This window comes from Cellulomonas fimi (assembly GCF_028583725.1).
GTDB classification, from domain to species: Bacteria; Actinomycetota; Actinomycetes; order Actinomycetales; family Cellulomonadaceae; genus Cellulomonas; species Cellulomonas fimi_B.
This window is the reverse complement of sequence record NZ_CP110680.1, coordinates 901263-920286: the sequence shown is the minus strand read 5'-3', so window position 1 is coordinate 920286 and position 19024 is coordinate 901263. Positions and strand designations below refer to the sequence as shown.

The window sequence follows — 19024 nt, the reverse complement described above, 5'->3', positions numbered from 1 at the left end:
GCCGCCCCGGCGTCGGCACGGCGGGGCGGCGGGGCGGTCGGGGGCCGGTCAGGTCGTCGGGATCCAGACCCGCATGGTGCTGGGGCCGCGGTTGGCCCACGAGTGGTACGGGACGAGTCGCAGGTCGAAGCCGTCGGCGTCGCGCTCGCGCGGCTGCGGCCCGTACGGCCAGTCGGCCTCGGCGTGCTCCACGGCCCGCGCCCGGCCGCGAGCGCCGTCGCCGTCGGTGACGAGCGGCGCCGACGGGTCGAGGCGGATGGCGTCGACGTGCAGGTCGCCGGGCAGGTCGGTCGACTCGGCGCACAGGACCAGCGGCCCGCGCTCGACGGCCACGCAGCCGCGCACGGCGTCGATGCGGTCGTCGGGTGTCGTCACGCGGGGCTGCACGGGGAGCGAGAGGCGCACCTCGTCGCCCACCGTGAACGTCCGGCGGACGGTCGCGACGCCGCCCTCGACGGGCTCGCCGTCGAGCGTCGCCGCGCCCACCGCCCACGACGGCACGCGCAGCGACAGCTCGACCTCACCGTCGGGCGCCTGCGTCACGCGGACCACGACGTCACCCTCGTGCGGGTAGCCCGTCGCGACCTCGAGGCCGATCGCACGCCCGTCGCCGAGCGTCGTCGCGATGCGGGCCGGCGCGTACTGGTGCAGCTGCACGCCGTCGTCGGACACGGTCGCGAGGTAGGCGCCGAGCGACGCGAACGTGCGGGCCACGTTGGTCGGGCAGCAGGACACCTCGAACCAGGGCGCGCGCAGCCGCGACAGGGCCCGCGCGCTGACCTCGTCGGGGTTCGCCGCCGAGCCGGGGACGCGCTTGTGCAGCGGGTTCGTGTAGAAGAACGCCTGACCGTCCTCCGCGGGCGAGGTCGCGACGACGTTGAACAGCGTCCGCTCGACCACGTCGCCCCAGTGCGCGTCACCCGTCGCGAGCAGCAGCCGCCACGCGACCATGACGGACGCGACACCCGCGCACGTCTCGCAGTACGCGCGGTCCGGCGGCAGCTCGTGGTCGTCGCCGAACGCCTCGTCCTGGTGGTGCGACCCCATGCCGCCCGTGAGGTACGTCCGGCGCGCGAGCGTGCGCTCGTACTGGTCGCGCACGACGTCGAGCAGCGTCTCGTCGCCCGTCTCCACCGCGACGTCGACCGCGCCCGCCGCCAGGTAGAGCGCGCGCACCGCGTGCCCGCGCAGCACCGTGGCGTCCCGGACGGGCACGTCGTCCTGGTAGTACTCGCGCCCGTACTCGATGTCCGGCAGCGTGCCGCGGCCGCGGCGCTCGACGAACAGCGCGGCCTGGTCGAGGTAGCGCCGCTCCCCCGTCGCGCGGGCGAGCTCGACGAGCGCGACCTCGATCTCGGGGTGCCCGCACACGCCGTCGCGGCCGTCAGGCCCGAACTCGGCGCACACGTGGTCGGCTGCGCGCCGGGCGATCGCGACGAGATCGTCGTCGTGACCCGTCCGCAGCCGCGCGACCGCGGCCTGGATCAGGTGCCCGTAGCAGTACAGCTCGTGGCCCCACGCGAGGTCGGAGTAGCGCGGCTCCTGACCGGGCCGGCCGAACTTCGTGTTGAGGTAGCCGTCGGGCTCCTGCACGCGGCCGATCAGCGCGGACAGCTCGACGATGCGGGCCTCGAGCGCGGGGTCGCCGGTCCGGCCGACCTCCCACGCCATCGCCTCGATCATCTTGTAGACGTCCGAGTCGGAGAACTCCCGGCCCGTGCGCTGCGCCACGATCGTGCCGTCGAGCGCGTGCCGGAAGTTGTCGATCCAGCCGACGCGCGTCTCCCACGTGTCGCAGTGCCGGATCGACGCCTCGCCGTTGACGCGCTGCCGGTCGGCCCAGAAGCCCCCGGTGATCGCGACCTCGTCGAGGCCGAGCGGCCGCAGCGCCCCGGTCGAAGGCAGCACGGGTGCGGGTCGGGTGATGGTCTTGTGGTCCACGAGCGATGTCATCCCTTCAGCGCGCCCGACATGAATCCGTTGACGTAGTGCCGCTGGAGCACGAGGAAGAGGACGATGCACGGGATCGTCAGCACGACGACGCCCGCCTGCGTGGCGCCGTAGTCGATGACGCCCATGACCTGCTGGCGCATGTTGACCAGCGCCAGCGGCAGCGGCTGGTTCTCGCCCCCCACGAGGTACAGCGGCACCATGAAGTCGTTCCACGCGGCGAGGAACGCGAACAGCCCGATGGTGATGAGACCCGGCTTGACGGCCGGGAGCAGCACGCGCCGCAGCGCGCCGAAGGAGCCGCAGCCGTCGACGAGGGCCGCCTCCTCCATCTCCTTGGGCACCGCCTCGAACGAGATGCGCATCATGAACATCGCGAACGGCAGCTGGAACACGGCGAGGACGAGGCCCACGCCGACGAGCGAGTTGTTGAGCCCGATGTCCTTGAGCCAGATGACGAGCGGGACCAGCAGCGTCGCGTACGGGACCATGAGGATCGACAGGACGAGCAGGAACAGCGCGTCCTTGCCGGGGAAGGTGAACCGCGCGAACGCGTAGCCGCCGAACGTCGCCGCGACGAGCGTCGTGAGGACCGCGACGAGCGTGATGACGAGCGAGTTGCCGAGGTAGTGCCCGAGACCCGCCTGGTAGTTGAGCAGCGTCTCGTAGTTGCCGAGCCCGTAGCCGTTCACCTGCGCCGAGCCCGGCTGCGGCGACACCGACGACACGGCGGTCCAGATCATCGGGTACAGGAACAGGATGGCCAGGCCACCGGTCAGGACCCAGTAGGGCGTGCGTCCGAGCACGCGGGGCAGCGTCTTCATCGTCCGGCCTCCCTCACTCGTCCGGCGAGCGCCGCAGCGCCTTGAGCTGGACGACGTTGATGACGACGAGGGCGAGCAGCACGAGCACGGACAGCGCGGCGGCCATCCCGAGGTCGCGCTTGGACTCGAACGCGAGGTTGTAGACGAGCTGGACGACGGTCATGGTGGCGCCGTCCGGTCCGCCCTTCGTCAGGATGTAGAACTGGTCGAACGCGAGCAGCGACCCGGTGACGCACAGGATCGTGGCGAGCGCGAGCGACGGCTTGAGCAGCGGCAGCGTGATCTTGCGGAACACCTGCCACGTGTTGGCGCCGTCCATGCGGGCCGACTCGTAGACCTCCTGGCCGATGCCCTGCAGCCCCACGAGCAGCAGCAGCATGTAGAACCCCGCGAAGCGCCAGACGATGAGGATCACCGTCCCCCAGAGCGCGCCGTCGGCGGTGCCGAGGATGTTCACCTGGCCGCTGCCGATCCCGAACCGCGCGAGGAAGTCCGACATGGGGCCGACCTGCGGCGAGTACAGCGCGTAGAACAGCAGCGACGCCGACGCGAGGCCGAGGGCCGTGGGCAGCAGGAACGACGTGCGCAGCACCCCGCTCCAGCGGCTGCTCTCCTGCACCAGCAGCGCGAGCCCCAGGCCCAGGCCGATGAGGAGCACCGTCGCGATCACCGTGTACTTCAGCGTGAAGACGACGGCCGGCCAGAACATCCGGTGGTCGAGGACCTCCGTGTAGTTCTCCGGGAAGTTGGTGCCGTCGTTGCCGCCGAGGAGCGACCAGTCCGACGCGGACATGATCAGCACGAGCACGAGCGGGACGACGAACAGGACCGCGACGAGCACGGCCGTCGGGCTCGCGTAGAGCCAGCCGAGCAGGGGCCCGTGCGAGCGGTTGGCCCGCGGGCGGTGGCGGTGCGGGGGTGACGCGGAGGGGCCCGCGTCGGGTGGACGGGTGGTGACGGTGGTCATGCTGGCTCCGGGGTCGCGCCCGTCGTGGCGGGCTCGCGGGTGAGACGGGGTCGGGCGGCGGCGGGCTGCCGGCCGAGCGGACGGGTCCGGTGCCCGCCGCCGCCCTGGTCTCACTGGTCGAGGACCGCCGTGATGGCGTCGTTGTCCTCGTCGACCGTGCCGGTCTTGTCGAAGGTCGCGTTGCGGAACAGCGTGACCCACGGGCTGCCGGACGCGTTGAACGCCTCCGAGAAGTACTCGGCGACCGGCGTGCGGCCGTTCTCGGCGAGCTTGTTCATCGTGAGGGCCAGCGGGTCCTCCTGCGCGTACTCGTTGTCGAGCAGGCTGTTGCGGCCGGGGACCTCGCCGTTCTTCGCGACGACCTCGAGCTGGGTCTCGTCGGACATCATCCAGGCGAGGAAGTTCCACGCCTGCGCGACGTGCTCGGAGTCCTTCGAGACGCCCATCGCGTCACCGCCGAGGAACGTCGACTGCCCGCCGTCGATCCCGGGGATGCCCGTGACGCCGACGTCGATGCCGGCCTCCTGCGCCGCGTACACCGCGGTGTTCGGGTACTGCATGACGCCGACCTCACCGTTCGAGAACGGGGCGGTCCACGTGGCGCCGGTCTCCTCCTTGGAACCCGCGCCCACGGCGCCCGCGTCGTTCAGCCGCGCGTAGGTGTCGTAGACCTCCTTCGCGGTGTCGGACGCGAGCAGCGACTCCTTGCCGTCGTCGGAGAGCACCTCGTCGCCCGACGCCCAGATGGTCGGGAACCACGTGAAGACGAGGCAGCCGCCGCAGTTGCCGCCGTAGTACGTGCCGGAGACGCCGGGCTTGTTGAGCGCCTGGACCGCCTTCGCCTGCTCCTCGAACTCGGCGAACGTGGTCGGGCCCTTCTCCGGGTCGAGGCCGGCCTCGGCGTACAGCGCCTTGTTCCAGACCATCACGGAGATGTCGGTGACGAACGGGACGGTGTGCTTGGCGCCGTCCTGGTCCGTGCCCGCGTCGACGTGGCCCTGCGTGATGTCGTCGGCGTAGTCGAGCCCGTCGATGTTCTCGGTCAGGTCGGTGAACAGGCCGTTGGACACCCAGTAGGGCAGGCGGACGACGTCACCCGCGAGCAGGTCGGGCAGCTCGTCGTTCGTCGCCGCGGCGCCGACCTTCCCCTCCATGTCGTCGTTGGGGATGATCTCGAGCTCGACCTGGTTCTCGTGCGACGCGTTGTACGCCTCGACCAGGGCCTTGGCCTGCCGCTCCAGCGGCGCGCGGGTCCACATGGTGAGGGTCGTGCCGTCGTCGACGCCGTCGGGGCCGACGGACTCGGCCGGGGCGTTGCCGCCCCCGTCGTCGTCACCGCTGCTGCAGGCTGCCAGGCTCGTCAGCGCCAGACCGGCGACGGCCAGCAGGGCAGCTCCTCGTGCTGTGCGCGATCGGGACAACCGCTTGCTCATCGTGCTCTCCTCGGACTTCATCGTCGAAGCGAACTGCGGGTGTCCTCCGTCGGGCACCCGTGGGCGGAGGGTCTGCCGAAACCCTTTTCGGCAACGTAGCGGTCGCGGTTCGGGCACGTCAAGGGCTTCCTTCCCCGGGAGTTGCCGGTACGATCCCGAAAGACGACGGCGTCCAGCCGTGTCACTTTCGTTCTCGCAGGGGATGAACATGCAGACGACACCGGGGAACACGCGGAAGCCGCCGACCCTCGCGGACGTGGCCAAGCTCGCCGGGGTGTCGCTCGCCACGGCCTCCAAGTCGCTCAACGGGCGGCAGCAGGTCAAGGCCGAAACCCGTGAGAGAGTCCTTTCAGCCGCCGAGCAGCTGAACTTCTCCCCGAACGTCCTCGCGCGGCACCTGCTCTCCGGGCGGTCCGGCACGATCGGCCTCGTCACGCACGACCTCGAGGGCCGCTTTTCCATCCCCACGCTCATGGGCGCCGAGGACGCCGCCGGCACCGGCAAGACGTCCGTGCTGCTGTGCGACGCACGCGGCGACGCCCTGCGCGAGCAGTACCACGTGCAGGCGCTGCTCGGCCGGCGCGTCGACGGGCTCATCGTCGTGGGCGCGCGCCCCGACCCGCGGCCGTCGCTCGGCCAGCTGCCCGTGCCCGTCGTCTACGCGTACGCGCCGTCGCAGGACCCCGCCGACATGTCCGTCGTCACCGACAACGTGCAGGGCGGGCGGCTCGTCGCCGAGCACCTGCTCGCGTGCGGGCGCTCGCGCGTCGCGATCGTCACCGGCGACGCCGGGTACGGGGCCGCGCACGACCGCGTCGACGGCGCGACCGCCGTGCTGAACGCCGCCGGGGTCGGGGTCGTCGGAGGTCCGCTCTACGGGACGTGGTCCGAGGAGTGGGGCCGCACGGCCGCGGGGCTCGTGATCGCGCAGCACGCCGACGTCGACGCGATCGTCTGCGGGTCCGACCAGATCGCGCGCGGCGTGCTCGACACCCTGCGCGAGTCCGGCCGCCGCGTGCCCGAGGACGTGGCCGTGACCGGCCACGACAACTGGGAGATCCTCGCGCTCAACGCGCGCCCGCAGCTCACGAGCATCGACATGAACCTCGAGGAGCTCGGCCGCCGCGCCGCAGCCCTCCTGTTCGACGCGATCGAGGGCAACCCCCACCACGGCACCGAGGTCATCCCGTCCCGCCTGGTCCCCCGCGGCTCCACAGGCCCGAAGCCGGCCTGACCCTCCGCGCCCGCCCGCCTGACCGTCCCCGCCTGCCCGCCTGCCGCCCGCCGTCCGGCCGCCCGCCATCCGGCCGCCCGCCGTCGAACGCAACATCAGGCTGGTCCGGAGGGTCCGATGCGAGCCCAACGTTGCGTTCGCCGCCGGACTGCCGCCGCCGACCCGGGTCGACAAGGTCGGAGGACGGGGGCGGCAGGCCCGGACGGCGGGGGGGCGCGGCCGGCCGGTTCGGTCCGCGACAACGGCCGGCGACCCGGTGCTGGTGACCGGAACCGCGTCGCCACCGGTACTCACCCCCGGGTCGAGCCCGTCATGAGGACCGGCCGAGGGGTGGCCGCTCCCCCTCGGGCGGCCACCCCTCGTCGGTCACGGGTGGGTCAGGACCACGGCCAGCGCCAGCCGCCGCCCGACCAGGGCCAGTCCCAGCCCTTCTTCGGCGGGAGGACCGGGCCGACGGGGTCGGAGGTGGCCGACGCCGTGACCAGTCCGGTGCCGAAGCCCGTGACCTTGACGGTGACCGACGTCCCCTCCAGCGCGGCGGGCACCTGGAGGCGGTCACCGGTGACGCCGTCGAGGCGGACCCCGTCGGCGAACCAGGTGTAGGCGAGCCGCACGCCGCTGGGCTGCCAGCCCGTGGTCGACACGGTGAGCGTGTCGCCGACGCGCGCCTTGCCCTTGAGCTCGACCGACCCCGGCACGACGGCCGCGGCGGGCGAGCAGTCGGGGGCATCGGCCCGGTAGGCCCACGACACCGTCTGCGGGCCGGCCGGGAAGGCGTACCCGTCGAGCGGGACGGCGGTCAGCGTGACGAGCGCCCCGAGGGCCACGGTCACCGTCCCGGTCACCGCGGAACCGTCGACGCGGTACTCGACGCCCTCGACGGTCGGCACGGCGAGCGACCCGTCACCCGCGTCGCCGTCCGTGCAGACCGGGCCCGTGTAGACGGGAGCGGCGGGGGTGACGACGACGTCCTCGACCGGGCAGTCGGGGGCGACGAACTGGTGCTCCCACTCGGTCGTGGCGCCGTCGGCCAGCGTGTACCCGTCGGCGGCGCGGGCGGTGACGACGACCGACGCGTCGGCCGCGACCTCGACCGTCCCGGTCGCGTCGGTGCCGTCGATCGCGTAGACCACCCCCTCGGTGGACGGGATCACGACGCGCGCCTTCTCGGGCACGCCGTCGGAGCACACCTCGGCGGGCGTGAACGTCGGCGCGGCCGGGGTCACGACCCCGGCAGCCTCCGCGGCCCCGACCTGCCACTCGTGGATCCCGACGGACCCCTGCCCGGCGGCGGCACCCCACGACTGTGCGACGATCCGCAGCGCGCGGGTCGTGACGGCGTCGAACCCGACGGGCACGAACCCGGTCGACGTGCGCGCGTACTCACCCGACGTGAGCGCCACGTCGTGCCAGGTCGCACCGTCGGCGTCGAGGTACTGCAGCACCCACGACCGCGGCGCGATGAGGCCCTCGTTCTGCGCGTCCGGGACGTTCTGGTACCACCAGACGTTGGCGCGGTCGACGGTCACGTCGAACTCCCACGTGAGCTGCGCCCACTGCTCGCCGACGCGGTCCCACGTGCCCCACGACGCGCCGTACTTCGACGCGTCGTCCTCGCCCCACGCGTTCGTGCCGTCGTTCATGCCGGCGACGTTCTCCCACCCGGAGGTGAAGGACGCCGACGCCGTGGCGTACGGGGCGACGTTGCCGGTGAGCGACGCGCCGTCGCCGAGCGGGATCGTCACGGTGGCGGTCGCGGTGTTGCCCGCGCGGTCGCGGGCGCGGACGACGAGCTCGTGCGGGAGCATGTCGGGCGCCTCGACCACGGCACCGGCCTCGGACGCGACCCAGTCACCCGTCCCGTCGAACCGGTACTCGACCGCGGCGACACCGGACAGGGTGTCGGTCGCGCCGACGGTGACGGAACGGGTCGCGTCGTCGAGCACGGCCGTGACCGCCGGGGTGCCTGTGTCGACCTTGACGGCCCGGCTGACCTCGGCAGACGTGTTGCCGGCCGCGTCGGTGGCCCGGCCGCTGACGACCGTCTCCCCCTGCGCCGTCACGGGCACGTCGACGTGCCGGGCATCGGCCGTCGGGGTCCACGCACCGTCGCCGACGCGCGTCTCGATCGTCGTGAGGTACGACGTGTCGTCGTCGGCGGCGACCCGGACGGTGACGGGCGACGAGAACCACCCGTCCTCGCCGGACGTGCCGGACGCGGACACAGCGACGACGGGCGCCGTCGTGTCGTCGCCGCCCGGGTCGACGGTGCCGCCCACGCGGACGGTCGCGACGACGTACCCGCCGGCCTGCCCGAGCGCGCGGCCCTCGACGGTGAACGTCCCCGCGGCGGCGTAGTCCGCCGGGTCGACGGGCCGCCAGTTGACCGGCACCCACGCAGACGACGAGCCGTACGACGCCCGCACCGCCGCGGGCAGCGCCGGCGCGGTGCCGACGGGCGTCGCGACCTCGACGTCGGGCAGGGAGTCGGCGGCGACCGCGTACACCTCCCACTCCGAGACCGACACGGAGTGCACGTACGGCCCCTCGTCGAGCCCGCGGAACGTCGCGCGCAGCGCGGTCGTCGAGACGGTGTCGAACGTGACGGTGTGCCAGGTGTCGGTGGCGGTCGGGTAGGTCGCGCCGGTGACCGGCTGCCACGCGCCCGCGTCGTCGAGGTACTCGACGACCCACGAGGACGGCTGCCGGATCCAGTTGCCGTCACGGTGGAACTCGATGCCCACGGAGCCGGTCCGCACGGGCGCGTCCCACGTGTACTGCACCCAGTCGGACGGGTGCGACGACGTCGTGCCACGGTAGTTGCCCCACTGGTCGGGCGGCAGCAGCGCGGTGGTCCGGCGGAAGCCGTCGTTGACGGCGCCGAGCCGCATGGGCGGCTGCTCGGTGAACGACGCCGAGGCCGTGGCCGCGAGCGCGACGTTGTCCGTCAGCCGGAAGTCGGGGTCGTCGGCGAGCGTCTGCTGCACGGGCAGGATCCGGTCACCGTCCCAGCGCACCTCGTCGATCGCGACGGACCGGCGGAAGTGCCCGCCGCCCACGGCGTCCTTGGTGTGGTACGTGATCCACCAGCGACCCTCGTGCTCGACGATCGACGGGTGCACGGTCGTCGCGGACGTGCCGCCGAGGATGATCCCCTGGTACGTCCACGGGCCGAGCGCCGACGGCGCCGTCGCGTAGGCGATGCACGCCTGGTAGTTCGACGGCGTGCACGCTGACCCGCCCTGCTTCCAGTCGTAGGCCATGTAGTAGGTGCCCGAGCGCTCGAACACCCAGGGCGCCTCGAAGAAGCCGGTGAGCCCGGGGATCGTCTGGATCGTGCCGTCCAGCGCCGTCATCGACGACGAGAGCTTCACGACCCGCGCGACCGACCAGGACCCCCAGTACAGGTAGACCGAGCCGTCGGTGTCGGTGAAGACGTGCGGGTCGATGACCTCCTGCCCGGTGGTCGACGACCCGAAGACGTCGGTCCAGGTCAGCAGGGGTGCGCCGACCGCGTCGGTCCACGGCCCGACGGGTGAGTCGGCGACCGCGACGCCGATCGCCATGCGGTTCGGCACGGCCGTGTTCTCCCACTGCACGGGCGCGTACCAGTAGAACTTCCCGTCGGCGCCGGTCGTGACCTGGCCCGCGAACGCCGCGTCACCGGTGGCCCACGAGAAGACCTCGTCGGGGTCCAGGTTGTCGGCGTAGAGGTCCCAGTCCCCCGACGTCGGGTCGTCGGTCGCGAAGACCTGGTAGTCGTGCATCTCGAAGCCGCCCTGCTGCTCGGCGGCCTCGTCGTGCCCGGCGTACACGTACAGCTTTCCCTCGACCGACAGCGGCGCCGCGTCGGCGGAGTAGGACGTCCCGTCCCCGAGGATCGGGTTGCCCTCGGTGTGGAAGGACCGCGTGGGCGGCGGCGGGTCCGCCGCGACGGCGGCCGACGGCCAGGCCGCCACCGCCGTCGCGACGAGGGCCCCGGCCAGCGCGGCGGCGACGGACCTGCGTGTCGTCTGGTGCGTGGTCATGGTCAACGTCCCACCTTGATGCCGTCGGAGGTGCGCGTGGTCGGGCTGTAGCCGTCCTTGGTGCCGGTCACCTCGACGGTGAGGACGGCGCCGCGGTCGGCGGTGCGCACGAGGTACACGGGTGCGGTCGCTCCCTTGACGGCCTTGCCGTCGGCGAACCACTGGTACGACAGGTGCACCGGGAACGGCCCCCACACCCCGTGCAGCGCGGTCACGACCGACAGCGGCCGAGCCGCCCCCACGATCCGCACGTCGCGGGCCGTGAGCGTGCCGGGCTGCACGGTGGTCGGCGGCGACGAGGCCCACGTCGACGGTTCGTGCCCGGCGGCGCTGCCGCGGACCTCGACCGTCAGGACCTTGCCGGCCGCCGACGCGGGCACCTTCCAGCTGCTGGACGTCGCGCCCTTCACGACGGTCCCGTCGAGCAGCCAGCGGTACTCGAGCCTCACGCCGTCCGCCCAGGCCGAGGTCTGCGCCCGCACGGTGCTGCCGACGACGGCGGTCCCGGCGATGGCGGCGGTCCCGGCCTGGACGGTGGGCTTCACGACCGCCGCGGTGGGTTCCGAGGTGACCGACGTGCTCTCCCAGCCCTCCAGGTACCCGGTGACCTCGACGGTGACCGTCTTGCCGAGGTCCTTCTGGGTCGGCGTGTACTCGGCCCCGGTGGCGCCACGGACGGCCTTGCCGCCGACGGACCACTGGTACGCGAGCTCGACACCCTCGGGACCCCAGCCGGCGGTCTGCGCGAGCAGCACCTGCCCGACCGTGGGCACCCCCACGACCTCGACGGTCCCGGCGGTGACGACGGCCTCCCCCGGTCCGGCGACCACGGTCAGCGGCGCCTCGACCACGGAGTCACCCGCGGCCGCCCGGACGGTGTACGACCCGCCCGCGAGGTCCCGCGGGAGCGGGGCCGTACGCAGCGTCCCGGTGCCCTGCGCGTCGGTGACGAGCGTCCCGAGCGCGACCGCGCCCGGCTCGACCGTCACCGCGTACGCGGTGCCCGACGTGCCCCCGCTGAGCGTCACGTCGAACGCGTCTCCGGCGGTGACCGGGTCCGTCGGCACGGTGAGGGCCGTCGCCGCGACGGGCGCGCTCAGGACCTCCCACTCGACGATGCCCACCCACCCGGTCGGCGGCTTCGTCAGCGTCGCACGCAGCGCGGTCGTGGTGACCGGGGCGTGCGTGACGGTGTCGAACTGGCCGACGGTCGTCGTGTACGGCGAGGCGTCCGAGACGGGCGCCCACGTGACCCCGTCGTCGAGCAGGTACTCGAGCGTCCACGACGCGGGGGCACGCATGCCGCCGCCGTCGTCGAAGAACAGCAGCCGGCTGGTGTCCGTCGTGACCGGCGTGGGCCAGTCGAGCCGCGCCCACTGCGTGTCGCCCGCGATGTTCCACGTGCCCCAGGCGGACGCCTGCGACGTGACCGGGTGGTTCGCGACGCCGTCGGTGATGCCCGCGGCGCGGTTCCACGTGGTCGTGGCGGAGACGCTCACGGCCGCGTTCGGGGCGATGTTGACGGGTGCGTTCGGGTCGGGCGCCGGCACCGCCAGCGAACCGACGGCCGAGACGTTGCCTGCCCGGTCGGTGGCGCGGTACTCGACGGTCGCCGCGGTGGCGATCGTCGCGCCCGTGCCGTACGCCGTCCACGCGCCGCCGTCGACGCGGTACTCGGTCGACGCCACGCCCGAGCCGGTCTCGGTCGTCGCCAGGGTGAGGCGGCGCCGGGACTCGTCGAAGCTCGCGGTGACGACGGGAGCGGTGCCGTCGATGTCGACCGCGGCGGACTGGACCGGCGAGACGAGCCCACCCGAGTCCGTGGCGCGGCCGCGGACGGTGTGCCGCCCGTCGCCGCTCACCGTGACCGGTCCGGTCACGGCGGTCCACGCACCCCCATCGACCTGCGCCTCGACCGTCGGCGACGGGTCGGTGTCGTCGGTCGCGGTGACCGTCACGGCCACCGGGCCGGTGAACCAGCCGGACGCCGGACGCTCGGGGTCGGTGGTCAGCGTGACCACGGGCGCCTGCGGCGCGCCGGACGTCACGGTGACCACGGCTGTCGGCCGCTTGTCGGTGCCCGCGACGGTCCCCTCGACCGTGAACTCCCCGGGAGAGGCGTAGGACGACGGGTCGACCGCGTCCCACGTGACCGGCAGCGACGCCTCGGAGCCGTCGTTGTACGTCGCCACGACGCGGGCCGGCAGCACCGGGGCCGTCCCGGCGACCGTGGTCACCGGGGCGGGCTCGAAGGTGTTGATCTGCACGGCGTCGGTCGGCCGGACGAAGACCGTCGCCCGGGCCAGCCTCGCGGTGCCCGCGACGAAGCCGGGGACCGTGAACTCACCCTGCGCGGCGTACGCGTCGGCGGGCACGTCCTGCCAGTCGACCGCCCGCTCGACGCGGGACCCGTCGGCGAAGACGACCTCGACGGACGGCGGCAGCACCGGCGCGACCCCGACGAGCGTCCGGACGGACACGTCCTCGACCGCGACCGGCTCCTCCGCGAGCGCCTGCCACTCGATGATGCCGGGGTACGACGACCCGTTGCGGACGAGCGTCGCGCGCAGCGACGTCGTCGTCACCGACCCGTGCGTCACCGCGTTGAACGTCCCGTCCTCGGTCGGGTAGCCCCTGGGGTCCGGCACCGGCTGCCACGAGCCGTCGTCGGCGAGGTACTCGAGCGTCCACGACGACGGCGGCAGGACCCCGCCGGGGTCGCGGTTGGAGTGGAACAGGATCCGCGACTCGTCGACGCGCACGGGCTCGGGCCACGTCAGCCGGGCCCAGTACGTGTTGCCCGCACCGGCGGCGGTGCCCCATGTGCCCCACGCGTCGGACTCGGCGGCGACCGGGTAGGACGCGAGGCCGTCGTTGATCGCGGCGACGCGGTTCCAGCCGGTGACGGCCGACGCGGACGCGGTCGCGTCGGGCGCGACGTTCGTCTTGGCGGTGCCGCTGACCTCGGCGTCGACCGTGACGTCACGGCTCGTCGTGAGCTCACCGTCGGAGGCCGTCAGCCGCAGGACGTACCGGCCGGTCGTGTCGAACTGCACGACGGTCGTGGCCTGCGCGGGCGACGCGACGACGGCCTGCGCACCCTCGGGCGCGCTGACGACGGTCCATGCCGACGTCAGCGTGCCGGACGGCTGCGCGTCGTCGGACACCGTCCCGACCAGGCGGACCTGGGCGGGCTGCTCGAACGTCGGGTCCTGGTAGACCGTGACCTTCGGTGCGGCGTTGGTCGACGGCGGCGCCTCGACGCCCGTCGCGAAGGCCTGCACCTCCTTGACGCCCGTGCGGAAGCCCGCAGCGTGCTGGACGGTCACGCGCAGCGCGTCGGCCTGCACCTCGGGGAACTGCACGCGGTTGAGGTTGGCCGTCGAGTAGACGGGCGACCGCGCCTGCCCCGGGACGGGGTGCCAGCCGGCGGCGTCGTGGTACTCGACCGTGAACAGCTCCGGTGCCGCGTAGCCCTGCACGGTCGCGCTGGAGGATGAGCGGTAGAAGGAGACGCGCACGTCGTCGACCGCCTGCGTGCCGTCGAGCGACACCTCGATCGAGTCGGTCGCGTTCGGCGAGCCGGCCGTCCCCCAGAACGGCTCGTTGACGGTGGTCCCGTCGACGGCGCCCTCAGGCGCGCGGCCCGACGCGGAGAACGACGCCGTGACCGGGCGGCCCGCGGCGAGGTTCGCCGAGCCCGTCGACGCGGTCGCGATGTCGGTGCCCGCCTTGGCGAACACGTCCACGACGCGGTCGCCGTCGGCGAAGCGCACGTCGGAGGCCGTCGCGAGATCGGCGGCGTTCGCGGTCACGACGGCCGCGTCGCCCTCGAGCACCTCGACCGACCCGGTCGCCGGGTCGTAGACGACGTGCGACAGGTCGTCGACCGTGAACGCGAGCTCGCCGTCGAGGAAGACGGAGTAACCGGCGGGCACGTCAGCGCCGTAGTGGTCACCCGTCTCGTCCCACGTCACCGTGAGGTCGCGGTCGTGGTAGCGGACGTTGTTCGCCGTGAAATACGGCCAGTCGATGTCGATCGGGTCGAGCTCGATCTTGCCGTCGGCCCGGCTGCGCAGGCCCATCGCGTCCTCGATGACCGTGAAGTTGGTCGCGCCGAGGATCGTGTGGTGGATCCACGAGCGGTACCCGATCGACCCGCCGTCGGCCGCGGAGCCGTTCGCCCAGAACTCGTTCTGGTTCGGCAGCCGGTTGTCCCCGCCCTGGTAGTGCGCGAACGCGTTCCAGTACAGGAGCTGCTTGTACATCTCCGGCGTGACGTAGTCCGTCGGGTAGTCGCGCAGCACCGAGGAGAACATACGGAACAGCACCGTCGAGTTGATGACGGAGAAGTTGTTCGACCCCTCCTCGGGCGAGTCCGCCTTGTCGACCTGGTTCGCCGTGAAGAACGGGAAGACCGGGTACTGGTCGGCGTCCGCGAACAGCCGCAACGCCTCGGTGTACGGCTGGTCGTAATCCGGGTCACCGGGCTTCGGCATGAGGCCGACGGTGAACGGGTAGTAGTTGTTGATCTCCTTGTACGGGTTGAGCGTCCCGTCCTGCGTCATGCGGTGCTTGAGCAGGTTCCCGTACAGGCCGACCTTGTCGGGCGTCGTCTGCGCGGGCTCCCACAGGTACTCGAGGACCGCGGCCTTGACGCGCTCCGCGAGCGCCTCCATGTGGTCGGCCTTCTCGGTCTGCCCCGCGACGCGGAAGAACTCCGCCGCGGCCTTCGCGTTCGAGTACAGGTACGCGCTCTCGGTGCGGTCCATGTTCGCGCCGTGCCCGGGCCAGTGGAACGACACCGCGTCGGCGTCGTTGCCCGTCATCGCGCCCCACGAGTACTCGATGAGGTCGTTGCCGTTGCCGTCGTACGCCTCCAGCAGGCCCTCGACGTCGTCCATCGAGTGCTGCCCGAGCGTCGAGCCGATCGCGCCCGGTCCGCCGTGCAGCTCGTAGGCCCGCCACGCGGCCTCGGTGATGTACTGCGTGTACGAGTTCGACCAGTTCGCCGGGTCGCCCGGGTTGTCGACGAACTTCCCGCGCTTCGACGTCTCGCCGACCGCGAGCGCGGGCCCGTAGGCGTACGTCGGGTCGCGGAAGTACTTGAGGTCGTCGACGAACATGCCGACCGTCAGCACGATCGCGTTGTTGTAGCCGAGCACGCCCTCCATCGACGTCGGGAACTGGTAGTCGTTCCCCGGGATGTCCGCGTCGAGGTAGTTGAACCGCATGAGCCACCAGCGGTACAGCAGCGTCTTGTCGATGTCGTCCGACGGTGTGTCGAGATAGGGGATGTTGAGAGCCCACCAGCGGTTGTACGCGGTGACGTGCGTCGTGAACGCCTCGGCGGGGCTCGCGGCGCGGTAGGCCGCGTACTCGGCCGCCGTCTGCGGGCGCTCGTCGGTGAGCATGCCGAGCTGGAGCTTGGTCGTCGCGGAGCCGTTCGCGGGCACCGCGAGGTCACGCACGAGCGCGTCCGACGCGGCGTCGGCGGTGAAGCCGTCGCCCGACAGCCGCGGCGTGATCGTCGTGAGGTTGTTGAACGCGCGCACGGTCCCGACGAGCTCGTCGCCCTCGACCGTGCGCGCCTGCGGCGACGTCGCGGAGAGCCGCACGTCGCGCGCGGCGCCCGAGGTGTCGGTGACCTCGACGTCCGCGACCATGACGTCCTGGTCGGTGATGAACTTCGTCTGCGTCAGCCGCAGCCCGCCGCCTGTGAAGACCGACTGGAAGTACGACGGCGTCTGGCGCCGCAGCGACGCCTGCTCGGTGAGCGTCACGGCCTCGCCGCCCGCCTGCACGGTGAACGTGAACGCCCCGCCGCCGCCGAGCGACTCCCAGTACGCGACGTCACCGTCCCAGCCGAGCCGGGCGGGCTGGTGCGTCTTCATGAACACGGCCCGCCCGCGCGTGAACGCGACGAGGTTCTCGGTGCCGTCGAACGCCGGGCCCGTGCGCGCGAGCGTGCGGTCGACCCAGAAGTCGTTCCCGGGCGCGCTGCCCGCACCGGCGGCCACGTCGGCGTCGAAGACCCGCTGCAGGTAGGGCGACGGCGCGTAGTCGACGCCTGTCGGCGGCACGGGCGCGTCGGAGCCGCGGAACGTCGGGTAGCCGAGGCTGCTCTGCGGCGTCTCGTCGCCCGGTACGGCCGCGGCGGCGACGGGGACGAGCCCCACGGCGACGACGGCGAGTGCGGTCAGGGAGGGAACCACGGCACGCCTGCGTGCCACGCGGGGATATCTCACGTCCGAAACGCCTCTCTACGTTGAGAATGCGAGGTTCCTGGCGAGACTGACATGGCACGCCACCGGGCCGCAATGGGTTTCGGTGTTTTCGGAGTTTTCGGTGGCGACCTCGCAGGTCGCGCCCTCCGACCGGCGCACCGGGCCGGTGAGAGCGACCCTGAGACGACTCTTGGCGCCGTAGTGAGGCCTGGCTAAGTTAGGCGGACCTCAGTCGCCCACCCGCGGGAGCCCGTCGTGCCCCAGATCGCCGTCACCCACGCCCCCAGCGGGCTCGTGCACGCATCCGTCGTGCGCGCCGAGCGCGTCACCCCGCACATGGTCCGCGTGACCCTCGGCGGCGAGGACCTGCGCCGGTTCGAGTACCGCGGCTTCGACCAGTGGGTCCGGCTGGCGATCCCGGTGCGGGACGACACCCGGTTCGACAACATGTCCGACCGGTTCGACACCCGCGCCTACCTGCGCTTCCTCACGCTGCCCAAGGCCACACGCCCGGTGATCCGCAGCTACACGATCCGCGACCACCGCCCCGACGGCCCCGACGGGACGCCCGAGGTCGACATCGACTTCGTCTGCCACGGCCCCGTCGGCGTCGGCGGCCCCTGGGCCGAGGCCGCGCAGCCCGGCGTCGACGTCGCGTTCATCGACCAGGGCTGCGGGTGGGTGCACGTCCCCGCCGACCGCGTCCTGCTCGTCGCCGACGAGAGCGGCCTCCCCGCGGTCGCCGGCATCCTGCGCGACCTCCCCCGCGACACCGTCGGCGACGCGTTCGTCGAGCTCATCGACGCCGCCGACGCCCAGCCCGTCGACGCTCCCGACGGCGTGACCGTGCACTGGCTCCCCCGCGCCGGCAGCGAGCCCGTCGGCGAGCTCGCCCTGGCGGCGCTGCGCGCGCTCCCGTGGTCCGACGGCACCGTCGCCGCCTTCGCCGTCGGCGAGTCCCGGCTCGCGACCGGCACCCGGCGGTTCCTCGTCAACGAGCGCGGCGTCCCCAAGACCCACGTCACCTTCTGCGGCTACTGGAAGGCCGGCACGCGCGCCCCGTCCTGATCCCCGCGGCCCGCCGGCCACGTCCGCCCGGTCCCGTTCACCTGACGGGGGGACGTGAGGTCGGGATCCGCCGTGCCGCGTCCCGCCCGCTGCTACCGTCGCGCAAATGCTGTCGAAGCGGACACTCCTCCCGGCGCTCGTCGCGGGCTTCCTCTCCCTCGCGCTCTGGCTGGGGGCTGCCGCGGTGCACGCGCTGCTCGTGCGCGCAGGGGTGCCGGCCGGCGTCGTCGGCTTCGTCGCACCGGCCACGTCCGGGCTCTCCCTGGTGCAGTACGGCGTCCTCGAGCCGTGGCACGTGGCCGCCGCCGTCGCGCTGGTCGTCGCGGTGGCCGCGCTCGCGCTCTCCGGTGCCGGCGCCGCGCGCACCGGCTTCGCCCCCCGCGTGCTCGCCGTCTGGTTCGCGGCGGCCGCCGGCGGCGTCGTCGCGGTCCTCACGTCGTCGGTCATGATCCTGTCCCCGGTGCTGCGGCACGAGGGCCTCGTCCCGACGCTGCGGGTCGCCATGCTCGACCCGGTCCGGGTCGGCGCCGCCTGGGGAGCGACCTACGGCTGGGTCGTCGGGCTCGCGACGGTCGCGCTCGCACGGCGGCTGGAGCGGGCGACCGGTGACGCGGACCAAGGCCCCGCCGTCGCGCCCGCCTCCGGGGCGCTGCGCGCCGCGGTCGTCGTCGGCGCCGTCGTCGGCCTGGGGTGGGCGGTCGCGGCCGGGGTGCACGGGTGGGTCGACCGCACGGTCGCCGAGCACGTCACGACGGCGCGCTCGGAGCTCGCGGCCACGGTCTCCACCGCCGCCGACTGGCTCGCACCCGTCACGACCGCCGCCGACGCGTCCCCCGGGGCGCTGCTCGTGTGCGGGGCGCTCGTCGGCACGATCGCCGGCGCGCTCACCTACGTCGCGGCCCGCGCAACCACGCTGCCCGGCGGGCGGCTCGTCCTGGTCCTGGCCGTGTGGCTGTCGTGCGTCGTCGCGGCGCTCGTGGGCGCGATCCCGACCGTGCTGGTCGGCCTGGGCCTCGACCCTGCCGGTGACGGCCGCTGGTACGTGCAGCAGACGCTGCTCTACGGCCCGACCGACGGTGGCGCCGCCGGGCTGCTGTACGGGTGGGTCCCGGCGCTGCTCGCCCTGCTCGTCGTCGGGCGGGCCACCGCGCGGCGCCCGGCGGACCCGCCCGCGGTCGCGGACCGAGGGGTCGACGTCACCGTCTGACGTCCACGCGGGACGGTCGGGTCGGCCGACGGCACCGGCCACGCCGGCCCTCGGCACCCCGCTCAGCGCCGCGTTGTCGGAGGTGC

9 protein-coding genes are annotated in these 19024 nt (G+C 73.1%); 3 read left to right on the top strand and 6 right to left on the bottom strand.

Features of this window, described 5'->3' with window-relative positions:
* Positions 1-48: 48 nt before the first annotated feature.
* The 4 genes from OOT42_RS04185 to OOT42_RS04170 all read right to left on the bottom strand — a co-directional run bounded on the left by OOT42_RS04185 (position 49) and on the right by OOT42_RS04170 (position 5195).
* A complete protein-coding gene (locus OOT42_RS04185; RefSeq protein WP_273653696.1) occupies positions 49-1953 on the bottom strand; it encodes a glycoside hydrolase family 127 protein in 1905 nt (634 codons plus the stop codon).
* The gene (locus OOT42_RS04180) at positions 1950-2774 is read right to left on the bottom strand and encodes a carbohydrate ABC transporter permease (RefSeq protein ID WP_273653695.1); all 825 of its coding nucleotides are present in this window, start codon (positions 2772-2774) and stop codon (positions 1950-1952) included. The genes OOT42_RS04185 and OOT42_RS04180 overlap by 4 nt, the downstream gene beginning before the upstream one ends.
* Before the next feature lie 13 nt (positions 2775-2787).
* On the bottom strand, positions 2788-3741 hold the full coding sequence (locus OOT42_RS04175) for a carbohydrate ABC transporter permease (RefSeq protein WP_273653694.1): 954 nt from the start codon (positions 3739-3741) through the stop codon (positions 2788-2790).
* Positions 3742-3851: 110 nt separating this feature from the next.
* Positions 3852-5195 carry an ABC transporter substrate-binding protein gene (locus OOT42_RS04170; protein WP_273653693.1) on the bottom strand — a complete coding sequence of 448 codons (1344 nt, stop codon included), beginning with the start codon at positions 5193-5195 and terminating at the stop codon, positions 3852-3854.
* A 187-nt stretch (positions 5196-5382) separates the two neighbouring features.
* Between OOT42_RS04170 and OOT42_RS04165 the strand changes: the two genes are divergently transcribed.
* Positions 5383-6408, top strand: coding sequence for a LacI family DNA-binding transcriptional regulator (locus tag OOT42_RS04165; RefSeq protein ID WP_273653692.1), 1026 nt, complete (start codon positions 5383-5385; stop codon positions 6406-6408).
* Between the two features lie 377 nt (positions 6409-6785).
* Here OOT42_RS04165 and OOT42_RS04160 read toward each other — a convergent pair whose 3' ends face one another.
* Positions 6786-10436 (bottom strand): family 43 glycosylhydrolase, encoded by a 3651-nt coding sequence (locus OOT42_RS04160; protein WP_273653691.1) that lies wholly within the window; start codon positions 10434-10436, stop codon positions 6786-6788.
* 2 nt (positions 10437-10438) lie between these two features.
* Positions 10439-16651, bottom strand: a complete 6213-nt coding sequence (locus OOT42_RS04155) for an Ig-like domain-containing protein (RefSeq protein WP_273653690.1) — start codon at positions 16649-16651, stop codon at positions 10439-10441.
* A gap of 267 nt (positions 16652-16918) precedes the next feature.
* On the opposite strand from OOT42_RS04155, the gene OOT42_RS04150 reads away from it, so the two are divergent.
* Entirely contained in the window at positions 16919-17731 is an 813-nt protein-coding gene (locus tag OOT42_RS04150; RefSeq protein ID WP_273653689.1) for a siderophore-interacting protein, read from the top strand.
* 106 nt (positions 17732-17837) lie between these two features.
* Positions 17838-18938, top strand: a complete 1101-nt coding sequence (locus tag OOT42_RS04145; protein WP_273653688.1) for a hypothetical protein — start codon at positions 17838-17840, stop codon at positions 18936-18938.
* Positions 18939-19024: the final 86 nt, after the last annotated feature.